Here is a 15819-nt window from a genome sequence, read left to right as displayed (position 1 = left end):
CCAACAAGAGCCCTGATTCGGCTCGCAGAAAAAGCTAACCTATTTGCAGGTTAGTTTTTTTTGTGTCCTACCAAATCAGCTTTAAACCGTATCATTGGTATTGCAACAAATACTTAACTACCTCTATGCAGGATAACAGAGCACACCAGAATATTTTATTTGTGATCAATCCGATCGCAGGCGATATAGATAAAGAAGAGTTGGAGGAAGAGATAATAGCTGTATGCGAAGAACACCAGATCAACCATATATTTTACAAGACCACTGGCGATGAAGATGTGGAAGTGATCAAATCGCTTATAAAAGAGAACAAACCTGATCTTGTTTTTGCAGTAGGTGGAGATGGGACCGTAAGCCAGGTTGGCGCTTTGCTGATAGGCACTAAAACACCACTCGGTATTATTCCGCTTGGGTCGGGCAATGGCCTCTCAAAAGACCTGAACATACCCCAGGACACGGAAGAAGCGCTGCAGCTGATACACCGTCACGTCATACGCAACATCGACACGCTGGACATAAACGGTCATCCTTCCATTCATTTAGCAGACCTTGGTTTTAATGCACTGGTGGTTAAGCGTTTCAGCGATGGCGAAACGCGCGGCCCGGGAGCCTATGCCTGGATCGCGATGCAGGAGTTTCTGAGCTATGAGCCCAAATTCTATACTATAGATACAGACAACGAACGCTTTGAAGGGGAGGCTTTTATGGTAACTATAGCCAATGCAAATGCCTTTGGCAGCAACGCCAATATAAACCCCACAGGTATCTTAAACGACGGCCGGTTCGAGATCTGCCTGATAGAACGTTTCCCGAAAACAGCAGCCCTGGGCATACTATACAAACTATACACCGATAGCATAGACGATTCTGTTTATACCCGCAAACTCAGTTGCCGCAGCGCCGTGATCCATAACACGGAGCATGAAGTAATGCACATAGACGGCGAGCCTGTAGAACTCGGTAACGAAGTAAGGATAACTATAAAACCTAAAAGTCTGAAAGTAGTTTTGCCAGTTCCTGAAGCTGAGTAAAGGTTTAAACCGGCTGCTGTTGCGGTACCACTATACTTTCCAGCTTTTTCCGGAATATTACCAAGTCAGGGGTAGTGTCAGTATTTGCTAAAGGCGTAACATGTACCTCCAGCCATATTTCCCCGCTCTGGTAATAGTTTAAAACTACAAAGCCCGGTTGCTCCAGGGTAAAGGTGGCGCTGCCACCTTTTTTTACGAACGATGTTTTGCTACCAGAACCACTTACCAGGTAATGGTTTCCGCGCTTTTCGAAATGCTGCAGGTTATGGTCGTGGCCTGCCACGTAAATAATGTTCTGGTACCTGTGGAAGATCTGCAGCAGCCTTTTTCGCATTCGCTTGTACCGTTTATGCGACATATCCTCTGAAGCGCCCCAGAACTTACGGTAGAACGGGTAAAGCGAACCAAGGATAGGCAGCGGTATCAGGAAGCGTTTATGGGCGGCAGTTAGCGGGAAAAGGTGCTGTTTTATGGTAAACTTGCCGCCATGCAGGGCATTGCTGTACAACGGGTGATGCGCCGCAACTATAATTCGCTGGTGCCTGTTTCGGCGGAGCAGGCTATTCAACTCTATGTAAAATTCTTCTATGTCGGAATAAGGGCAGTTATAGTTGCTGCCCAATGGTTTCTCGCCGCGCTGCACCCACCACTGCGTATTTATAATTACCAGTAATAAACTATCAGCCAGCTGCAAAGCCACCGGCCCGGGGCAGCCATTGTGCGGCAGGTAGGTGTCTTTACTTCCCAGTGCTTCTGTAATGTATGCTTCCTGGCGCAGCATATACTGGTAGCCATCTGGCCGGCCCTTGTTCCAGTCGTGGTTTCCGCTGAGGAAAATAGTATCGGTTTTGTATTGCTGAAGTTGCTTTAATATAGTTTGCAGACGCGATTCGGCCAGGGCACGGTGCCTATGACCTTCAGGAGGCAGACCAACCGGGTAAATATTATCTCCCAGAAAAACAGACATACCAGCATCGGAATTAGCCTGCTGCCATTGTTCAAATATCTTCAGAACCGGATCCGTGCCATCAGTTGCAACTGCGCCCACATCGCCGAGCATGGCCAGCGAAAACAGCTTTCCGGAAGCAGGTGGGAGCGGGGTTTGTCGCCAGCCCACATCTGCCAGTTTATAGTAAGGTTTGCGGCGGTACTTCCATTCCTGCCAGTAACTGAACAGCAGAAAAACAGCAAAAAGCGAAGGCAATATGATCAGGAAGTAAAGAAGCATTTATAAAGTTTAGGAGTTTGGGAGTTAGAGAGTTTAAGAGTTAGAAAGTTTGGAAGTTAGAAAGTTAGAAAGTGACTTTTTATTCCTCATTATCCATTCTTGATTACTAATTGTTCATTACTTATTCCTCATTATTAATTATTAAAACTCTGGTGGGGTGAGGGATTTGAAATGGCCGTTGAGCTTTACGCGTTCTTTCAGGCGTTCGGTTTCTATAACTATAGGCAGTATATTTTGCAGGTGCAGTAGTATGGCCTCCTGGCGGTCGCTTTCGCGTTGCATTTGCAGCAGGGCATATTCCTGCTCCAGGTTAAGCCCCAGTTGGTGTGCAATATCAAAACTTGTAAAATCTTCTCTCAGATCTACAGACAAGCTTTTAAGACCAAGGGCCGCGTATAGTTGCTGCATGCATTCCCGTATCCGGGTCTTGGTAATAATGTCTTCATCATTCTCGTAAACAACTTCTTCTATTTCGCCTCCGGCATACAGCCTGCCCGGTGCCGTTCTGTCAAATTTCAGCACTTTAAACACCCTGATGCCTTTGCTTCTGATGTCCATTTCCCCGTTATCGTATTTCTTTTCTACGCCCAGTATTTCTACCTCAGTGCCGTATTGCCCCACGCCATTCTGAATGTAGGTCGGTATTCCGAAGTTTTTACCACTCATGATACAGTCTAGCACCAGTTGCTTATACCGGGGCTCGAAAACGTGCAGGTTCAGTTTTTCGCCGGGATAAACCACGATGTTCAGCGGAAATAAGGGCAGGTATTCTGACATAGTTCTGTACCGTTTGTATTATAGAAATCAGTGATTGGGCAGTATTGTTTAAAACATACGTACAGCAACTATAAATCAGTTAGGTGCAGTGCAAAATTTAGCTGAAAAAATGTGCCGAAAACTATACCTTTGCGCCCTTAACCGGAAGTACTTGTATGAGTAAGAAGCGTATTGGCCTGCGCCAGCTAAAGTTGTTGTTTATAAAGTTGGTGCTAAGCCTTTTTCTGCTGAGTATTGCCTGGGTGTTAGTATACAAATGGGTAGATCCGCCCGCTACGCTGCATATGGTAAAGCGACGCGCCGAAGCCGGAAAAGCTGACAAGAACGACCCAACTATAAAACATACCTTCGTGTCGCTGGGTGAAATGTCGGACCAGTTGCCGCTTGCCGTAGTTGCCTCCGAAGACCAGTTGTTCCTGCAGCACAATGGGTTCGACATGGAAGCCATTATGGATGCCTTTAAGCGAAATCAGAAAGGTGGAAACATAAGAGGCGGTAGCACCATAAGCCAGCAGGTAGCCAAAAATGTGTTTTTATGGCACGGGCGCAGTTATCTGCGTAAAGCCGTGGAGGCCTACTTTACTGTTTTGATAGAACTGATCTGGGGTAAGGAGCGGATAATGGAAGTATACCTTAATATTGCAGAAATGGGCGATGGGGTATTTGGAGTAGAAGCCGCCAGCCAACTATACTTTAACAAACCTGCCAAAGATGTTGGCCGCAAACAAGCTGCATTGCTGGCTGCCGTGCTTCCAAATCCTATTAAATACAGTGCTAAAAACCCAAGCGGCTTTGTGTTGCGCAAGCGTGGCCGCATTTCCCGTGCTATGGGCCGTTTAGGTGGCACCACTTACATTAAAACCATACTGCCCGAATATGAAGAAACGAAATAGCTTTTTTGTACTAACTATAGTTGGCCTGCAGTTTATAGTTGCAGCTTGCCAAACAGCCAACCCTGTGGCTACAAACCAACAGCAAACTATAGTTCAGGACCAGGCCATTGCAGAGGTTAAACAAGTATTAGCCGAACAGGCTGAGCACTGGAGCAACGGAAACCTGGAAGGCTACATGCAGGGATACTGGAAATCGGATTCGTTGTTGTTTATTGGCAAGAGCGGCCTGACCTATGGCTGGCAGCAAACCCTCGACAACTATAAGCGTGGCTACCCCGATGTATCGGCAATGGGTAAGCTTACATTTGATCTGAAAGAAGTAAGACCACTCGCTGCAGATAATATACTGGTAGTAGGGAAGTGGCACCTGCAGCGCGAGGCCGCTAAAGGTAATTTAGAAGGCCATTTTTCGGTGATATTTCAGCGCTTTGCTGATGGCTGGAAAATTGTGGCAGATCATTCGAGTTAAGTATTAGTCCATTGTCCCCCTTAAATTCATAAAAATAGTTTAGCTAAATTATTCCTGTATAACCGGGACGAATTTTAGATTAATAGAGAAAGGAGCCTTTTTTTCCACTTTAGGATAAGTAGCTGTATAAATTATTTGTATCTTCTCTTTGACTGTACCATCCTGAAATATCCATTCCTGTGGAATAGAATTCATTATTTTATCTACATGATTTAGAAAGCTTTTATCTCCAAAACTTTCGGTTAATATGTAATTTCCATCGTTTCCAATTTCATAAACAGCTTGTGTTGGTTTTGTTATGGCAATTGGCTTTTGTAAATTCATATCATGTTGCGCAGCACGATAGTAATTAAAAAAGCGATCTAAACCACCCAGATATATTAAAGTCGAATCGGGTTGTTTGTGGTTATTTTCTATAAGCTTGTTTGCAGTATGGTCATAAACATGTATGAGCTTGCCTGAAACTGAATAATATTCCCAAATACCGGATTTAGCATCATTACTGTAATTCCCAGCTGATGACATCTTATATTTCTCCGGTGATACTTCGAACTGATATCTTTCTGATGCCTTTTTGGGTCTTATGATCCTGGTAGTTTTCTGTGTTCCGAAAGAAGTGTATAGCGTTACAGAATCATCCATATAATAGTAGCTCCAGGCTCCTTCCTTTTTACCTTTTACAAAACTACCAGCTGCTTTTAAAAAATTGCTTGGATCTCTATGGTAAAAAGAAAACCAATTACCTGTCTTCAAATTATTATCATAGTCTCCAAACTCGATTATATAATCTTCAAAAAAGTAATCACTATAATACGAAAGATATTGCCCATGCTTTGTTTCTTTATCAGCTTTTAAGACAAAGTACTTCTCGAATATATTGTAGTCTTTTGTACTCTTTCTTGTAAGCTCCTGAGCGTCAGATGTGACTATATTTGTAAAAAGTAAAGAAAGAATCAGAGATGTTTGTAGAAAGCGCATTTTTAAGTAAAATTTATTGAAGGTGGTAGCAGCTGTTAATGATTGAAGTTTAAATTTAGTTAAACAGTTATATAAAGAAAAGCCGGCAAACTATAGCTTCATAGTTTACCGGCTCCTGAACTATAGTTTAAGGTCATCTACTTGTCTCCAGCTTCATCTACTTTTGCTTCTTCCTCAACTTCTTTTACTTCCTCAACAAAAATGAAGCCTTTGCTGGCAGCATGTTCTGCAGCTTCGGTAGTTTCCTTTACCAGCAGCATCTCAACGTCTCCGCCGCCTTTTTTAAGTTCATCGGCAATGCCTACCACTTTTTTGGTGTGCTTTTCAATGGCTACATCCCGAATATAAATAACCATGATGCGGCCCGGGTGATTTTTTACCACTTCGCTGTAAATGGCTGCATCCTGTTGTCCGCTATCGCCTATCAGTATAAAATCGAGTTCTGGATAAGTAATGAGTATATTTTCGATCTCTTTGTACTTATGGCTCATGTGGTCGGAGTGGCCTAGTTTGGTCTCATCTATGCCAAAGTCGCGGAGCAGGAGCGGGCCCTGTGGTATCTCGTTCAGCTCCAGGAAATGATACAGCAGATCATAGTTGTTCCAGGGGCTGCTGCTAACATAAAAGAACGGGTTGTTGCGTTTGCCATTTCGCCCTAGTTGCAACGATTTGTAAAATTGCGACACTCCATGAAACGGAATGCGTGTGTGCGCATTATTCAGCAACACGTTGCGTCCACTCTCGAGCAGGCTTGTAGCACCGGTACGCATAATGGTATCGTCTATATCTGATATCACGCCATACTCGGCATCGGGCGGAGGCACCAGCACATGGGCGGTCGCTTTGATCTCTTCAGGGAGATCAACCGGAGCATCTATCAGTTTAAGTTCTATTGTATGCCAGATGTCCTGTAATTCGAGTGGCTTTTCTGGGGCCAGGTTCAGTACGAAGTAGCCTTCCGCATCGGAGGTTATTTCGTGGTACTGGTTATTAAAACAAAGCTGCACACGGGCATTAGGCACCTCATCCGACTCAAAACGACGATACATGTTCATCAGGTTTTCCCATAGCGTATCATTCTCTTCTGAGTGCCTGATTCCTTTGTCTTTCAACACGCGACCTTTCACATACAGCCTGGTAGGGGTGCCATAGCTGCGGTAAGGTACTATTTGTAGTGGTTGCATCATGTTCAGTTTACGCTTCAGTTTAAACGTAAGCATATCCACTTTTTCTTCTGCTTTAAGTATGGCCTTGGCGCCTGTCTGCTTCAGGTTTTTCATAGTTTAAAGGTTAAAAAAAGCCTGCAGGTGGCTGCAGGCTTTCAGTGTTATAGTCTCAATGCATTCTTTAATGCTGTATAGTCATTGTCAGGAGCAGTAGCTGTGCTGCAACCATCGTCTTTAGCCTTTTGCTGTATGTTCTCTATACGGTTTTCAGGGTTAGGGTGTGTGCTCAGGAATTCAGGAGGCGTGCCCTGGGCTGCTTCTTCATTCATTTTAATAAAGAAACCAGCAGCTCCGTCGCAGGCATAGTAGTCTGTGCCGCCCAGGTATTCTACAGAGTAATTATCTGCCTCGGTCTCTGCATCGCGGCTAAACTTCAGACCTGCTAATGTACCGGAAAGCTGGCCCGCTATTTCCTTTAAAGCACTTGGGTTGTTACCGAGCGCTATCGAAAGCAGCAGGTTAATGCCGTACTGGCGCTGCAGCTGTTTTACGCTGTGGCGACGGTCGGCATGGGCAATTTCGTGGGCAATAACACCAGCAAAATGGTCTTCGTCGTTCAGGTATTTTATCAGGCCTGTAAATACGTAAATATGTCCGCCCGGCGTAGCAAAAGCGTTCAGCTGCTCATCGTCTTTTATGATCTTCACATCCCAGGTAAATTCCTGGCGGTACTGCACTTCGCCTGAATTCAGGACACGGTTCACGATGCGGTCCATATGCATATAAGCCTGCTGGTTAGCGGCATTTCTTTCCAGTAGTTTGCCTTGTGCACGGTATGTAGAGTCTACCTGGTTTGCTACCTGGTTACCAAGATTCACATCATCTTCAATCGAGAAAAGCACGACACCATCGTCGCCGCAACTATAAAATGTAAAAGCACTGGCAACTGCCAGGCCAAGGGTGAGTAAAGATTTTTTAAGCTTCATGTGTAATAAGTTTGGTATATATAGTGCAATCGCACTACAAAGTCTGTGCCTTAAAATGCAGACTAGCCCCTTTACGCATATGCTGGTGTAACGGGTTGCAAAATTTGTGTAGAGTAGGAGATAAACTATAGTGTAAAAAAAAGCCCCTGAGGTTATCAGGGGCTTTCCAGTGTGTAGTATGGCTTATTTTACGGATGATGTCCCTACCGGGTTTCCATTTGTATCAAGCTCTACTATTTCGTAGTTCAGTTTCTGTAACTCTGGCATAACAGTCTTTTTGTCGCCAACCACCACGATGTGCATCTTATCTGAAGGCAGGTATTTAGCTGCCAGTGCATCAATATCTTTCTTCGTGATGTTGTTCAGTATCTGCGTCTGCTTGGCTACATAGTCCTTCTTCAGATCAAATCTCAGGATTCTACCCAGGAAGCCGGCTTTCTGACCAGGCGTCTCATACTTACGCGCATCGGACTGGCCGATAGAGTTTTTCATGAACTGCAGTTCAGTTTCGGTGATACCGTTGGTTTTGAATTCGTTGATCTCTTTCATGAACTCAACAACCGAAGCGGCTGTAGCATCGGCTCGTACACCGGCAGATGCCGTGAACGGACCTGTATACTTGCTGCCACCGAAGCCTGAGCGAGCACCATATGTATAGCCTTTGTCTTCGCGCAGGTTCAGGTTAATGCGGCTGTTAAAGGCTCCACCCAATGCAAAGTTCATCAGGCTGGTTTTATAGTAATCACCAGTTGCATCAAATGGCATAGCTACATAACCGATCCTGATCTCAGACTGAGCTGCATCTGGCTTATCTACAAAGTAGATCTTAGTTTTAGCGATTGCAGGCGCTTTGTCATCAGCAGGTAATGTTACCTTTTTCTTGTCCCACTTCTTCAGGAAGTCCAGTTTACCCAGTATCTCTTTTTCTGAGATATCACCAACTATAACCAGTTCAGATACAGACGGTGAGTAGTAAGCTTTGTAGAATTGCTTCACATCATCCAGTGTAATGCTGTTCACCGATTCAGTAGTACCCGAAGTTGGGATAGATTCGATATGCCCTTCGCCAAAAAGCAGCTTGCTATAAACATTATTTGCAATAGCTGTAGGCTGTGTTGCCTGGTTGGCAATACCTTCCAGTTGCTGCTTCTTCAAACGGTCAAAGTCGTCTTGCGCAAACTTTGGACGGAACATACGTTCTTCCATCAAAGCAAGCGTTTTATCCAGGTTCTTTTTAAGAGCTGTAACCAAGATATAGGTATCTTCAGCACCACCACCAATGCGGATAGAGCTACCCAGTTTGTCCAGCTCGCTGCTGAATTCTTCTGAAGTGTAGTTCTCTGTATCTTCGTTCAGCATAGATGCTGTAAGCGACGCGATACCAGCTTTGCCAGGGTTAGCAGCAGATAATCTGTGGCCACCAGCTATAGTTAACTGTAAGGTTACCGTCGGGATCTCATCAGATTTAGTACCGATAACTTCCAGGCCGTTCTTGAACTTGGTCGTGTAGTAGTTTGGTACTGTTACGGCAGTTGCCTGACCCGCAGTAGGGCGCTTGCTTCTGTCGAAAGAGTCAACTGCTTTAGTATACTTCAGGTTACCGTACTCCTGCGGCATGGCTACCGATTTCTGGGTATCAACCTTATAGTTGTCCGCTTTTGCGATAAGCTCTGATTTACCCTTTGGAACTACGCTTAGAATTACGGCTGGCTTACCTTTGATATACTGGTTATAAACGCGGTTCACATCGTCTTTGGTAACGGCCTGTATGCGGCGAAGGGCTTCCTGAATATAGTTCGGGTTATTCTCAAACGTTTCGAAAGATGCCAGCTGCGATACTTTGCCGCTAACACTTGCCAGGCGGTTGATCAGGCTTGATTCTGCAGATGCTTTGTAACGCTGCAGGTCATCTTCAGTCACACCGCGGGTCTCAAACTCAGCGATAGACTTGCGGACCATTTCTTCGGCAGTTGCCAGGTTGTTGTTTGGGAATGCCATTACAGTAATGCCAAACTCACCAGCAAGCTCAGAAGTGGAGTTAGAAGCAGATGCCTGTAGTGCTTTCTGCTCTTTTACCATATTCTTGTAGAAGATTGAGTTTTTGCCCTGTCCTAAGATCTCAGCTAACACATCCAGAGCAGGCTCGTCTTTGTGACCAGATTCCGTTGTCGGGAACGTCATACGCAGCATCGGGAAACGAACGTTATCTTCGTACGAGATGTAACGGTCTTTCTCCAACTGGGCTACCATTGGTTTCATATCTTCCACAGCAGGGCCGGCAGGAATAGAACCAAAGTATTTCTCAACCAGCTTCACCACTTCGGCAGGCTTTACATCGCCACCAACTGTTATAGTTGCGTTGTTCGGGCCATACCATCTAAGGAAGAAGTTCTTCAGGTCATTTACGTTTACACGGTTCAGGTCTTCCAGATAACCTATGGTTGTCCAGGAGTAAGGATGACCGAACGGGTAAAGGTTCTGAGATGTTTTTTCGTATACCAGACCATACGGGCGGTTATCGTAGTTCTGGCCACGCTCGTTCTTAACGGTTTCGCGCTGTACTTCAAATTTCTTCTGGGTAACGGCATCCAATAAAAAGCCCATGCGGTCAGCTTCCAGCCAAAGTGCAGTTTCTAACTGGTTGCTTGGTACTGTCTCGAAGTAGTTTGTTCTGTCTCGGTTTGTTGTACCGTTCAGTGTTCCACCTGCATCCGAAACGATCTTGAAGTGTTCTTCGTCGGCTACGTTATCAGAGCCCTGGAACATCATATGCTCAAAAAAGTGAGCGAAACCAGACTTGCCAACTTCTTCGCGGGCCGAGCCAACATGGTACGTTACATCCACGTGCACTACCGGGTCGGAGTGGTCTTCGTGCACGATCAGGGTAAGACCGTTGGATAGTTTATACTTCTCGTAAGGGATAACCAGCTCATCGCCTTTTTTGGTTACTTTCTCTACGAGTTTAGTTTGTGCATCGGCAGCGCCTATAACGCTGGCAGTTAGTACAATGCTCAAGCCAATTTTCTGTAGCATATGATTAGATTAGTTTGTGATTGGTATCTTTGACTAAGATAGGCACAACTGGTTTAATATGCTACAGCAAAATAGACCAAACACTATTTTGTATCGACCAATACCTGTTTGGCAAACATCACGGAAACAGTAAGTGTTAACAGAGAGATAATAAGCATGGCAGTGGTCAGCAGAAAGGCCATGCCGGCTGTTTCGGTGGTGGTTGCGTTGCCGCTTTCCTGCACCATCGTCAGCAACCGGATAAAATAAGTACCTGCGCGCCAGCCCAGCAGTAACGTTAGCAAACCAGCTTCACCGGCGCCAACTATAAATGCCCACCTTTTTCCGCGCTTTAAAAAGTGGCCGGCAGTCAGGGCTATAAATCCGCCTATACCTCCTGTTATGAGCGCAGTATTGGCTTGTTCGCCGGCAATGTCTACAGCTACCGCGCCACACCCGATCAGGAAAGCACCATAAAATGCGTATAGGTAAGATATATTTTTATGCATGGGTTGTAAATTTTATAGTTAGCGCCTGCAAATTAACAGGTGTAGCGCAAAGTATAGCATAAACTATAGTTTACTGCTATAACTTTTAGGTATAACTATAGTATGATGTGCAGGTAAATAACGATAGATGGCAAAGAAGAACGAGATACACGAGCTGCACGGCGACCCGGCCAGATCGGCTGAAAAGGCAGGGCTACGCTATACAAGCGATGAAAAACCAGGTATAACTCGCAAAAAAGCTGGCAAAGGTTACCATTTCTTTAATGCCAAAGGCGAGCGCATAACTGACGAAAAGATACTGGAGCGTATTAACAAACTCGTTATTCCACCGGCCTGGACCGATGTCTGGATATGCCCGCTGGCAAAAGGACATTTGCAGGCGACCGGCCGTGATGCCAAAGGTCGTAAACAATACCTTTACCACCCGGAGTGGCAACAAGCCCGCAATAATACCAAATTTGGCAGGATGCTGTCGTTCGGAAAAGCTTTGCCTAAACTGCGCGAACAGATACAGAAAGATATAGCATCTAAGCACCTGAATCGCAGAAAAGTAACTGCTTTGGTACTGTCTATTATGGACAATGCCATGATCCGGATCGGGAACCGGCAATATGCCAAATCCAACGACTCGTATGGACTAACTACCATGCGCGACCGACATGTGAAGATAAACGGGAGCCAGGTGAAATTCACGTTCCGGGGCAAGAAAGGAGTGGAGCACGATATTGACCTGAAGGACCGCCGGCTGGCGCAGCTTGTGAAGAAATGCAAGGATATTCCGGGGTACGACCTGTTCCAGTATTATGATGAGAACGGCGAACGGCAAGTACTGGAGTCTGGCGACGTGAACGAGTACCTGCGGGAAGCCACAGCCCAACCATTTACAGCCAAAGACATTCGCACCTGGGGAGGCTCTGTGCGCATGGTAAAATGCCTGGAAAATGTGCTGGAAGAAAACCCTGAACTGGAAAAGGAAAAGGTAATAAAAGCAGCCGTGAAAGACGTTGCCAAAGGCCTGGGAAATACTCCGAGTGTGTGCAGCAAATACTATATCCACCCAGAAGTAGTTAACCTGTTCCGGGAAGATAAACTAATGAACTACCTGCGTACCCACGACGCTACAAAATCCAAAAATAAATACCTTTCCGGCACAGAAGAAATGGTCCTGAAAATGCTGCAAAAAGCGGGTTAGGGTTTTATGAGTTGTAGATTTGAATCGCTTCAGCCTGCACTCTCGACCCGCGAGTGAAAGTTATCAGGCGGCCTCTAGCCGCATTAGGTAAGACTATGGTTAAAGAAGGAGTTTATAGTTAATAGTTTATAGTTGGGCTAAATGGTACAACGTGGCGAGACGCCACGGGTAACTCACATCCCGAAAGTGTTCGGGACGAGGGCAATTACTTCAGCTTCCAAATTTTCTAACTTTCTAACTGCCGCTCCGCGGCATCAGTTTCCTTCCCGGTCATACGCATGTACCCGTACATCTCGGGTGGTGCGGTCTTTGGCTTCGGTTCCGAAATTTATTTCGTTACCGCGTTTGGTATCATAGATCTCGGTCATTTTTTTCCTGCCTTTTACAACAGAACTGTCAGTGATCTCATCTTCACCAAGGCCACCGTAGATCTTTACTGGAATGGCATCGTTCACATTTCCTTTCACTATAAAGGTGTCGTCTTCGGCAAGTCCGTGTAGTGTAAGCAGGTTTGTTTCGGAACTATAAAATATGCGGTGGTATAGTTGGCGGGCCGGAGCTATTGTTGTTTGTAGCCGTTTTATAGTTACTTCGGTGCGTTCATCATCCAGCCGATTCACTATAAATTCTTCTTCCATATCGGAGCCAACTATAGTTACTTCTTTTGCCAGTATCTCATACATTTTCCGGGCAGCTTCAGGCAGCAGGTTTCTCCTGTTCTTTAGTTTTTCAGTCAGTTCTTTGCCGATGAGTTTGTATGCAGGAGGGGGCAGGTCTTTTACAGCGGATTCAATTATATTATCAGTCAGGCTCTGTTGCATTTGTTTGGCGATGCGCTGCCAGTCATCAGCGGTAAGCTCGTTCAGAAACCTTTTATCAATAAACTCGGCATTTATTGTAAGTGCTTTTACATCCGTGAAGTTATAGTTAAACGTTTGCAGCTTTCGGGCTAAAAATTTACTGGTTGCAATAAACGGCACAACGCCATCATCCATTTTCAGGAAAACCTGATCGCGGTCTTTCGGAATCGGCTCAAAATAGGTTTCTGATCCTTGCTTGACTATAGCCCAGTCCCATTGGCCTTTGTGGCGGTCCCAGTCGCCAACCAACAGGTCAAGTAGCCGTGCGCGGGCAAAAGATTCCTGTACAAAATGATGGGTGTTGGTATTAAAGCGTAGCTTCAGCACATCTTCAGAACCCTCAAAACCATACACTTTTTCCATGCCCGGTTTCCGATCTGCAGCAGATTTGTATTTCTCTTCCAGCATAAAGAGCTTACCCTGTGCCATGTTGCTGTACGGCCCGAAACTGGTATCTTTTTTAGCAACATAGTAGAGCTTTGGGTTGGCGTGGTAAACACCTGCCGCTTCGGCCAGTTTTGGAATTATCAAGGCACCATAAGGATTAGCTGCCGATGTCTGGTCGCGGAGGATGTTGGTAACAAATGTCGGTTTCCAGAAATCATAAAGTACCTCTACAGGGTCTTTGTCTATAGAGCGCAGCGCATATTGCCTCCCCAACGAATCTAACAGCTCAAAACTAAGGCTTTGGTAGCCGCCACCTTTCTCTGAAAAGGTAAGCCCGCCATGCAGCTGTGTCATATCAAAGACAGGGACTTTTACAGGTTCAGCCCACACTTCGCGGTAATGATCTCCCCAAAACAAACGATGTAGCCAGCCACTTTTATAATGCCGTCCGGCTGTAACCCAAACGCTGTCGGCAGGGGCGTCTTTTGCAATGCGTGCATCCCCCTGGAAAAAGTCATCATCGGCACATCCGCTCAGTAAAAAACCAAGTGAAATTATAGTTGCCAGATGCTTTTTCAGGGGGAGCATGCCTGCTGGTTTAGTTGCTGTGCTGTTTGTAGTATTGTATCAGATTTGTTGTAGATGCGTCGTGTTCAGCCTGCTTATCGCTTAGCAGTTCTTTCTCGATGCTGGTGGCCAGTTGCTTGCCCAGTTCCACACCCCACTGATCGAAACTATAGATGTTCCAGATAATGCCCTGCACAAACGTTTTATGCTCGTACACAGCCAGTAAAGCACCTAAGTTGTAAGGCGTTAGCTGGCGAAGCATGATGGATGTAGTTGGTTTGTTACCCTCAAAAAGTTTATGCGGCAACAGGTTTTCCAGGTCTTCCGCAGTCATGTTTTTCTGCTCAAGTTCTGTTCTTACTTCGTCCTGGTTCTTTCCTTTCATCAGTGCCTCTGTCTGGGCAAAGTAGTTCGACATGAGCAAGGCCTGGTGTTCGCCAATTGGGTTATTGCTAACCGCAGCTGCTATAAAATCACAAGGGATAAGAATGGTGCCCTGGTGAATAAGCTGGAAGAAAGAATGCTGGCTGTTGGTACCTGCTGCCCCCCAGATTACAGGTTGCGTCTGGTAGGTTACTGGCTTTCCGTTACGGTCTGTGCTTTTACCATTGCTTTCCATTAAAAGCTGCTGCAGAAACTCCGGCAACAAGCGCATGTACTGGTCGTAAGGCAGGATGGCGTGCGTCTGGCAGTTAAAGAAGTTGGTATACCAGATGCTGAGCATGGCCATTAACACTGGCACGTTCTGTCGCAAAGGAGCTTGTCTGAAATGTTTGTCCATGGCCTCGGCGCCACGCAGCAGTTCTTCGAAACGGTTGTAGCCAACGGCACAGGCAATAGACAGACCGATAGCAGACCAAAGGGAGAAACGACCCCCGACCCAATCCCAGAAACGGAAGATGTTTTCAGGTGCAATCCCAAATTTCTCAACCTCTGCGGTGTTGGTAGATAAGGCCACAAAGTGCTTGCTAACATGCGCCTGGTCTTTTGCCTGCTCCAGGAACCAGTTGCGTGCTGTGTGAGCGTTGCTTATAGTTTCTTTGGTGGTAAATGTTTTAGAGGCAATGATGAAAAGCGTGGTTTCAGGGTCCAGTTTCTTCAATACTTCGGCTGCATCGGTACCATCTACATTCGATATGAAATGCACTTCCATGTTGGGTTGCTGGTAGCTTTTCAGAGCTTCGCAAACCATTTGCGGACCTAGGTGCGAGCCGCCAATACCGATATTAACAATATGCTTGAACGTTTTGCCGGTATAGCCTTTCAGGGTGCCGTTGTGGATGTTGTCGCAGAAGGTTTTCATCTGTTGCTGCACATCGCGCACATCTTTCAGGATATCTGCACCATCCAGCAGCAGTTCGGCATCGGTAAAGTTGCGCAGGGCAGTGTGCAGCACGGCACGGTCTTCGGTCACGTTTATCTTCTCGCCCCGGAACATGCTTTCTATAGCAGCCGGCAGTTCCATTTCTTCGGCCAGGTTTACCAGCAGGTCCAGAGTCTCGGGGGTTATCCGGTTCTTTGATAGATCAAACAAAAAATCCTCGAACTGCAGCGACAATTTCTGGTATCGTTCCGGATCGTTGGCAAACAGGTCGCGCAGCGTTTGTGGTTGCACAAGGTTATAGTGTGCCTGCAGTTTCTGCCAGGCAGCGGTGGTAGTAGGCGCTGTATTTTTAAGCATATAAAAGAGATGTGTCTGAGCAGTTAAACACTTGGCTCAACTACTCTGTTTTTATAGTATTAGTTACGAATAAAGATCAGGTT

13 protein-coding genes are annotated in these 15819 nt (G+C 45.8%); 4 read left to right on the top strand and 9 right to left on the bottom strand.

The genetic code is table 11. From position 1 onward, the window contains the following. The first annotated feature begins 125 nt into the window (after positions 1-125). Complete coding sequence (locus tag ABS362_RS11755) at positions 126-1031, top strand: diacylglycerol/lipid kinase family protein (protein ID WP_350412673.1); 906 nt, start codon at positions 126-128, stop codon at positions 1029-1031. A 4-nt stretch (positions 1032-1035) separates the two neighbouring features. Here ABS362_RS11755 and ABS362_RS11750 read toward each other — a convergent pair whose 3' ends face one another. Both ABS362_RS11750 and ABS362_RS11745 read right to left on the bottom strand, forming a co-directional pair. Further along, positions 1036-2259, bottom strand: a complete 1224-nt coding sequence (locus tag ABS362_RS11750) for a metallophosphoesterase (RefSeq protein ID WP_350412672.1) — start codon at positions 2257-2259, stop codon at positions 1036-1038. A 141-nt stretch (positions 2260-2400) separates the two neighbouring features. After that, positions 2401-3036, bottom strand: coding sequence for an LON peptidase substrate-binding domain-containing protein (locus tag ABS362_RS11745; protein ID WP_350412671.1), 636 nt, complete (start codon positions 3034-3036; stop codon positions 2401-2403). A gap of 155 nt (positions 3037-3191) precedes the next feature. On the opposite strand from ABS362_RS11745, the gene mtgA reads away from it, so the two are divergent. After that, positions 3192-3929: a monofunctional biosynthetic peptidoglycan transglycosylase gene (gene mtgA / locus ABS362_RS11740; RefSeq protein ID WP_350412670.1), complete on the top strand. Its 738-nt coding sequence runs from the start codon at positions 3192-3194 to the stop codon at positions 3927-3929. Further along, positions 3913-4398, top strand: coding sequence for a YybH family protein (locus ABS362_RS11735; protein ID WP_350412669.1), 486 nt, complete (start codon positions 3913-3915; stop codon positions 4396-4398). Before mtgA ends, ABS362_RS11735 begins: the two co-directional genes overlap by 17 nt. Before the next feature lie 48 nt (positions 4399-4446). Here ABS362_RS11735 and ABS362_RS11730 read toward each other — a convergent pair whose 3' ends face one another. From ABS362_RS11730 to ABS362_RS11710, 5 genes are all read right to left on the bottom strand, one after another. Further along, positions 4447-5376 carry a toxin-antitoxin system YwqK family antitoxin gene (locus ABS362_RS11730; protein ID WP_350412668.1) on the bottom strand — a complete coding sequence of 310 codons (930 nt, stop codon included), beginning with the start codon at positions 5374-5376 and terminating at the stop codon, positions 4447-4449. Between the two features lie 137 nt (positions 5377-5513). Then, positions 5514-6656, bottom strand: coding sequence for an App1 family protein phosphatidate phosphatase (locus ABS362_RS11725; protein ID WP_350412667.1), 1143 nt, complete (start codon positions 6654-6656; stop codon positions 5514-5516). A gap of 47 nt (positions 6657-6703) precedes the next feature. Continuing rightward, positions 6704-7528 (bottom strand): M48 family metalloprotease, encoded by an 825-nt coding sequence (locus ABS362_RS11720; protein ID WP_350412666.1) that lies wholly within the window; start codon positions 7526-7528, stop codon positions 6704-6706. Between the two features lie 183 nt (positions 7529-7711). Continuing rightward, the gene (locus ABS362_RS11715; RefSeq protein ID WP_350412665.1) at positions 7712-10561 is read right to left on the bottom strand and encodes a M16 family metallopeptidase; all 2850 of its coding nucleotides are present in this window, start codon (positions 10559-10561) and stop codon (positions 7712-7714) included. Positions 10562-10644: 83 nt separating this feature from the next. Then, positions 10645-11049, bottom strand: coding sequence for a hypothetical protein (locus tag ABS362_RS11710; RefSeq protein ID WP_350412664.1), 405 nt, complete (start codon positions 11047-11049; stop codon positions 10645-10647). 127 nt (positions 11050-11176) lie between these two features. Here ABS362_RS11710 and ABS362_RS11705 point away from each other — a divergent pair, with 127 nt between their 5' ends. Further along, positions 11177-12241: a DNA topoisomerase IB gene (locus tag ABS362_RS11705; RefSeq protein WP_350412663.1), complete on the top strand. Its 1065-nt coding sequence runs from the start codon at positions 11177-11179 to the stop codon at positions 12239-12241. A gap of 254 nt (positions 12242-12495) precedes the next feature. Here ABS362_RS11705 and ABS362_RS11700 read toward each other — a convergent pair whose 3' ends face one another. Both ABS362_RS11700 and pgi read right to left on the bottom strand, forming a co-directional pair. Continuing rightward, positions 12496-14076 carry a hypothetical protein gene (locus ABS362_RS11700; RefSeq protein ID WP_350412662.1) on the bottom strand — a complete coding sequence of 527 codons (1581 nt, stop codon included), beginning with the start codon at positions 14074-14076 and terminating at the stop codon, positions 12496-12498. A gap of 10 nt (positions 14077-14086) precedes the next feature. Then, positions 14087-15736: a glucose-6-phosphate isomerase gene (pgi, locus tag ABS362_RS11695; RefSeq protein WP_350412661.1), complete on the bottom strand. Its 1650-nt coding sequence runs from the start codon at positions 15734-15736 to the stop codon at positions 14087-14089. Between the last annotated feature and the right edge of the window lie 83 nt (positions 15737-15819).

This window comes from Pontibacter populi, assembly GCF_040278685.1.
Taxonomy (GTDB): domain Bacteria; phylum Bacteroidota; class Bacteroidia; order Cytophagales; family Hymenobacteraceae; genus Pontibacter; species Pontibacter populi.
Note: the sequence above shows the minus strand (reverse complement) of the source record. Positions and strands in the feature narration are given on the sequence as shown.